Origin of the sequence: Acinetobacter johnsonii ANC 3681, assembly GCF_000368805.1 — a bacterium.
Lineage (GTDB): Bacteria > Pseudomonadota > Gammaproteobacteria > Pseudomonadales > Moraxellaceae > Acinetobacter > Acinetobacter johnsonii.
In genome coordinates this window covers 133,633-139,808 of sequence record NZ_KB849706.1, presented here as the reverse complement: position 1 = coordinate 139,808, position 6,176 = coordinate 133,633, and the positions used below count along the sequence as shown (strand labels likewise).

The following is a 6,176-nucleotide window of genomic DNA, read 5'->3' as shown; positions in this document are numbered from 1 at the left end:
TATCTAGCTTTATAACTAAATCAAGTTGTTTGCAGTGATTTGAACCACAACACCAACTGTTTGGGTGTTGTATAGTCAAGCCTCACGAGCAATTAGTATTGGTCAGCTTCACATATCACTATGCTTCCACATCCAACCTATCAACGTCGTAGTCTTCAACGGCTCTTTAGAGGACATAAAGTCCTAGGGAAATCTTATCTTGAGGTAGGCTTCCCGCTTAGATGCTTTCAGCGGTTATCCCTTCCGAACATAGCTACCCGGCGATGCGACTGGCGTCACAACCGGTACACCAGAGGTTCGTCCACTCTGGTCCTCTCGTACTAGGAGCAGATCCTCTCAAATTTCCAACGCCCACGGTAGATAGGGACCGAACTGTCTCACGACGTTCTAAACCCAGCTCGCGTACCTCTTTAAATGGCGAACAGCCATACCCTTGGGACCTGCTTCAGCCCCAGGATGAGATGAGCCGACATCGAGGTGCCAAACACCGCCGTCGATATGAACTCTTGGGCGGTATCAGCCTGTTATCCCCAGAGTACCTTTTATCCGTTGAGCGATGGCCCTTCCATACAGAACCACCGGATCACTAAGACCTACTTTCGTACCTGCTCGACTTGTGGGTCTCGCAGTTAAGCGCGCTTTTGCCTTTATACTCTACGCGTGATTTCCGACCACGCTGAGCGCACCTTCGTACTCCTCCGTTACTCTTTAGGAGGAGACCGCCCCAGTCAAACTACCCACCAGACATGGTCCTCGTCCCGGATAACGGGACAGAGTTAGAACCTCAATATTACCAGGGTGGTATTTCAAGATTGGCTCCACCGAAACTAGCGTCTCGGTTTCAAAGCCTCCCACCTATCCTACACAAGTAAGATCAAAGTTCAATGTCAAGCTGCAGTAAAGGTTCACGGGGTCTTTCCGTCTAGCCGCGGGTACACCGCATCTTCACGGCGAATTCGATTTCACTGAGTCTCTGCTGGAGACAGCGCCCCCATCATTATGCCATTCGTGCAGGTCGGAACTTACCCGACAAGGAATTTCGCTACCTTAGGACCGTTATAGTTACGGCCGCCGTTTACTGGGGCTTCGATCAAGAGCTTCGCTTACGCTAACCCCATCAATTAACCTTCCAGCACCGGGCAGGCATCACACCCTATACGTCCACTTTCGTGTTTGCAGAGTGCTATGTTTTTAATAAACAGTTGCAGGGGCCTGGTTTCTGTGGCTGCCAATAGCTCAAGGAGTAAATCCTATCACCGTCGGCAGCGTACCTTCTCCCGAAGTTACGGTACCATTTTGCCTAGTTCCTTCAGCAGAGTTCTCTCAAGCGCTTTGGTCTACTCGACCTGACCACCTGTGTCGGTTTCGGGTACGATTCCTATGTAACTGAAGCTTAGAGACTTTTCCTGGAAGCATGGTATCAGCCACTTCACTGTACAAGTACAGCTTGCTATCAGTTCTCAGCATAGAGTACCCCGGATTTGCCTAAGATACATGCCTACAACCTTCCACCTGGACAACCAACGCCAGGCTGACTTAACCTTCTCCGTCCTCTCATCGCATTACATAGAAGTATTGGAATATTAACCAATTTCCCATCGACTACGCCTCTCGGCCTCGCCTTAGGGGTCGACTCACCCAGCCCCGATTAACGTTGGACTGGAACCCTTGGTCTTTCAGCGTGCGAGTTTTTCACTCGCATTGTCGTTACTCACGTCAGCATTCGCACTTCTGATACCTCCAGCATACTTCTCAATACACCTTCATCGGCTTACAGAACGCTCCCCTACCACTTGCAATAAATTGCAAATCCGCAGCTTCGGCATATAGTTTTAGCCCCGTTACATCTTCCGCGCAGGCCGACTCGACTAGTGAGCTATTACGCTTTCTTTAAAGGGTGGCTGCTTCTAAGCCAACCTCCTAGCTGTCTATGCCTTCCCACATCGTTTCCCACTTAACTATAATTTTGGGGCCTTAGCTGGCGGTCTGGATTGTTTTCCTCTTGACTACGGACGTTAGCACCCGCAGTCTGTCTCCCGGATAGTACTCATTGGTATTCGGAGTTTGCATCGGTTTGGTAAGTCGGGATGACCCCCTAGCCGAAACAGTGCTCTACCCCCAATGGTATTCGTCCGAGGCGCTACCTAAATAGCTTTCGGGGAGAACCAGCTATCACCGAGTTTGATTAGCCTTTCACCCCTATCCACAAGTCATCCCCTGGCTTTTCAACGACAGTGGGTTCGGTCCTCCAGTTAGTGTTACCCAACCTTCAACCTGCTCATGGATAGATCACCCGGTTTCGGGTCTACACCCAGCAACTAAACGCCCTATTAAGACTCGATTTCTCTACGGCTCCCCTATGCGGTTAACCTTGCTACTGAATGTAAGTCGCTGACCCATTATACAAAAGGTACGCAGTCACCGAACAAGTCGGCTCCCACTGCTTGTATGCATGCGGTTTCAGGATCTATTTCACTCCCCTCACAGGGGTTCTTTTCGCCTTTCCCTCACGGTACTGGTTCACTATCGGTCAGTCAGGAGTATTTAGCCTTGGAGGATGGTCCCCCCATATTCAGACAAGGTTTCACGTGCCCCGCCCTACTCGACATCATCATATAAGCCCTTTCGTGTACAGGACTATCACCCACTATGGTTGCACTTCCCAGAGCATTCCACTAGAACTTATATGACTTAATGGGCTTTTCCCCGTTCGCTCGCCGCTACTGAGGGAATCTCAATTGATTTCTTTTCCTAAGGGTACTGAGATGTTTCACTTCCCCTCGTTCGCCTCGTATGACTATGTATTCATCATACGATACCTGCCTTATGACAGGTGGGTTTCCCCATTCAGAAATCTCCGGATCACAGGATATTTGCCGCCTCCCCGGAGCTTATCGCAGGCTATTACGTCTTTCATCGCCTCTGACTGCCAAGGCATCCACCACATGCACTTAATTACTTGACTATACAACCCCAAACAGTCGATCGTTCCTACAAGTGAGAACGTTCAACATTACAGTTTGAAGTACTGTGCACTTAAGCACCGTACAGCTTCAATTCAATTCACATACCAAAACGCTTGATTCAGTTAATTTCGCTAGTAACTCATTTCATTCAACGTTAACAATTGCTTGTTAAGTTAACTAAAACGAGTATGAACAAATTATTTCAACTCAAATATATTCTGTTAATGATTTTTCCAGCCTTCGTCAGGTCAGGAAACTGTGATAAATCACAGAAGTTAATAAGTTATCTACTTACTAATTTCTGTAATCCAACCTATCTGCGCGAAGCATAGCTTCTTGCTTAAATTTCAAGGAAAAGCATGCTTTTCTTGTCTTGAAATTTGGTGGAGACTAGGAGAGTCGAACTCCTGACCTCCTGCGTGCAAAGCAGGCGCTCTACCAACTAAGCTAAGTCCCCAGCTTATCAATAAGTCAATGTCTCTGCTTTTCTGTATTCAGCATTTAATAATGCTTGTTAGTCAGATTTGGTGGGTCTGACAAGACTTGAACTTGTGACCCCACGCTTATCAAGCGTGTGCTCTAACCAACTGAGCTACAGACCCTCAGATACATCGTCATGAAGAACAACTTGTTGTGGATTCTTACCAATCGTCAATCTTTCGTTAAGGAGGTGATCCAGCCGCAGGTTCCCCTACGGCTACCTTGTTACGACTTCACCCCAGTCATCGGCCACACCGTGGTAAGCGTCCTCCTTGCGGTTAGACTACCTACTTCTGGTGCAACAAATTCCCATGGTGTGACGGGCGGTGTGTACAAGGCCCGGGAACGTATTCACCGCGGCATTCTGATCCGCGATTACTAGCGATTCCGACTTCATGGAGTCGAGTTGCAGACTCCAATCCGGACTACGATCGGCTTTTTGAGATTAGCATCCTATCGCTAGGTAGCAACCCTTTGTACCGACCATTGTAGCACGTGTGTAGCCCTGGTCGTAAGGGCCATGATGACTTGACGTCGTCCCCGCCTTCCTCCAGTTTGTCACTGGCAGTATCCTTAAAGTTCCCGGCTTAACCCGCTGGCAAATAAGGAAAAGGGTTGCGCTCGTTGCGGGACTTAACCCAACATCTCACGACACGAGCTGACGACAGCCATGCAGCACCTGTATGTAAGTTCCCGAAGGCACCAATCCATCTCTGGAAAGTTCTTACTATGTCAAGACCAGGTAAGGTTCTTCGCGTTGCATCGAATTAAACCACATGCTCCACCGCTTGTGCGGGCCCCCGTCAATTCATTTGAGTTTTAGTCTTGCGACCGTACTCCCCAGGCGGTCTACTTATCGCGTTAGCTGCGCCACTAAAGCCTCAAAGGCCCCAACGGCTAGTAGACATCGTTTACGGCATGGACTACCAGGGTATCTAATCCTGTTTGCTCCCCATGCTTTCGTACCTCAGCGTCAGTATTAGGCCAGATGGCTGCCTTCGCCATCGGTATTCCTCCAGATCTCTACGCATTTCACCGCTACACCTGGAATTCTACCATCCTCTCCCATACTCTAGCTTCCCAGTATCGAATGCAATTCCTAAGTTAAGCTCAGGGATTTCACATCCGACTTAAAAAGCCGCCTACGCACGCTTTACGCCCAGTAAATCCGATTAACGCTCGCACCCTCTGTATTACCGCGGCTGCTGGCACAGAGTTAGCCGGTGCTTATTCTGCGAGTAACGTCCACTATCCAAGAGTATTAATCTCGGTAGCCTCCTCCTCGCTTAAAGTGCTTTACAACCAAAAGGCCTTCTTCACACACGCGGCATGGCTGGATCAGGCTTTCGCCCATTGTCCAATATTCCCCACTGCTGCCTCCCGTAGGAGTCTGGGCCGTGTCTCAGTCCCAGTGTGGCGGATCATCCTCTCAGACCCGCTACAGATCGTCGCCTTGGTAGGCCTTTACCCCACCAACTAGCTAATCTGACTTAGGCTCATCTATTAGCGCAAGGTCCGAAGATCCCCTGCTTTCCCCCGTAGGGCGTATGCGGTATTAGCATTCCTTTCGGAATGTTGTCCCCCACTAATAGGCAGATTCCTAAGCATTACTCACCCGTCCGCCGCTAGGAAATGTAGCAAGCTACATCTCCCCGCTCGACTTGCATGTGTTAAGCCTGCCGCCAGCGTTCAATCTGAGCCATGATCAAACTCTTCAGTTAAAAATCATTAGTAGCTTATGGCTACAAATCTTGGCTCATCAATTTTCTGACAAATATTTCTCAAATAAACTTCGAGTAATTTTTACCTTCAATCAATGAAATATTTTCGATCGATCAATCAGTAAAAATCCACACAAGTTGTTCTTCATAATCTCTTAATGATCTTCTTGCTGATTCGTCATCAGCAAGCTAGGTCGGCTATACTACTCTCTTTCAAGAAGAAGTCAACTGGTTTTGTTAATTATTTTTAAACTTATTCAAGACTTCCAGATTCTACCGCTTGGGCTAAATCCTTGTTTCTCAACAAGTTTTAATCAACATCACCGCCGATGGATGTGCATTCTACAGCATTTCTAACCCCTTGCAATACCTTTTTCTATTATTTTATTTCAAGCGCATATTTTTTGGTCAAAAATGTGATTTTTGTCGATTATTAAAGCAATTTTAACCATCACTGTTTATTTTTCGTTAAAATAAGCTCACTTTCGCTGCCAAGCAAAATGAATAATGACAGCTTTTAAATACAAAATTTATTTAACCCTTTTGTCCTGTTTAATGATTTCTCAGGTACAGGCACAGCCACAACTAAATCTCCCTGCAACCACGTTGACGATTTTGAGCTATGTGCGTTGGAATACACCCAATCCTATTTCTTTATGCATTTTAAATAACAGCCAATTATCCAATCAGTTCATTCAAGTCAATCAGCAACTCAAGAGTGCGTATCAAATTCAAGCGGTCAGTTTGTCTGAGTTAAATAAGGTCATGTGTAATGCTGTTTTTTTCTCAACCTACACACCACGTGAAGAGCAAAATATTATAAATAACCTAAAAGATGCTCCTCTAACATTCAGCTCTAACAATACTGAATGTGAATTAGGCAGCGCATTTTGTTTATATCAAAACAAAACACGAACTTCCTTTAAGGTAAACTTGACCAGCCTGTCCCAGTCACAAGCGCGTGTTGACCCACGCGTTTTATTATTAGCAAAATCTACGGAGCCTTAAG

Annotated in this window: 1 protein-coding gene, 2 tRNA genes and 2 rRNA genes; 1 reads left to right on the top strand and 4 read right to left on the bottom strand. The window is 46.9% G+C overall.

Annotation, left to right across the window (positions count from 1 at the left end; genetic code table 11):
- Nucleotides 1-71: 71 nt before the first annotated feature.
- The 4 genes from F946_RS14215 to F946_RS14200 form a co-directional block, all read right to left on the bottom strand.
- Nucleotides 72-2,965: ribosomal RNA gene (locus tag F946_RS14215) — 23S ribosomal RNA — on the bottom strand.
- Nucleotides 2,966-3,347: 382 nt separating this feature from the next.
- A tRNA-Ala gene (locus F946_RS14210) sits at nt 3,348-3,423 on the bottom strand.
- Between the two features lie 68 nt (nt 3,424-3,491).
- A tRNA-Ile gene (locus tag F946_RS14205) sits at nt 3,492-3,568 on the bottom strand.
- Nucleotides 3,569-3,629: 61 nt separating this feature from the next.
- Nucleotides 3,630-5,167 (bottom strand): 16S ribosomal RNA (locus tag F946_RS14200).
- The 16S and 23S rRNA genes sit together here with 2 tRNA genes alongside, the layout of an rRNA operon.
- Nucleotides 5,168-5,674: 507 nt before the next feature.
- Between F946_RS14200 and F946_RS14195 the strand changes: the two genes are divergently transcribed.
- A complete protein-coding gene (locus tag F946_RS14195; protein ID WP_035327139.1) occupies nt 5,675-6,175 on the top strand; it encodes a regulatory sequestration protein YfiR in 501 nt (166 codons plus the stop codon).
- The last annotated feature ends 1 nt before the right edge of the window (nt 6,176 follow it).

Excerpts from the sequence above, each read along its gene's own strand:
- F946_RS14195 (WP_035327139.1), top strand. The coding sequence starts at position 5,675 with ATGACAGCTTTTAAATACAAAATTTATTTAACCCTTTTGTCCTGTTTA.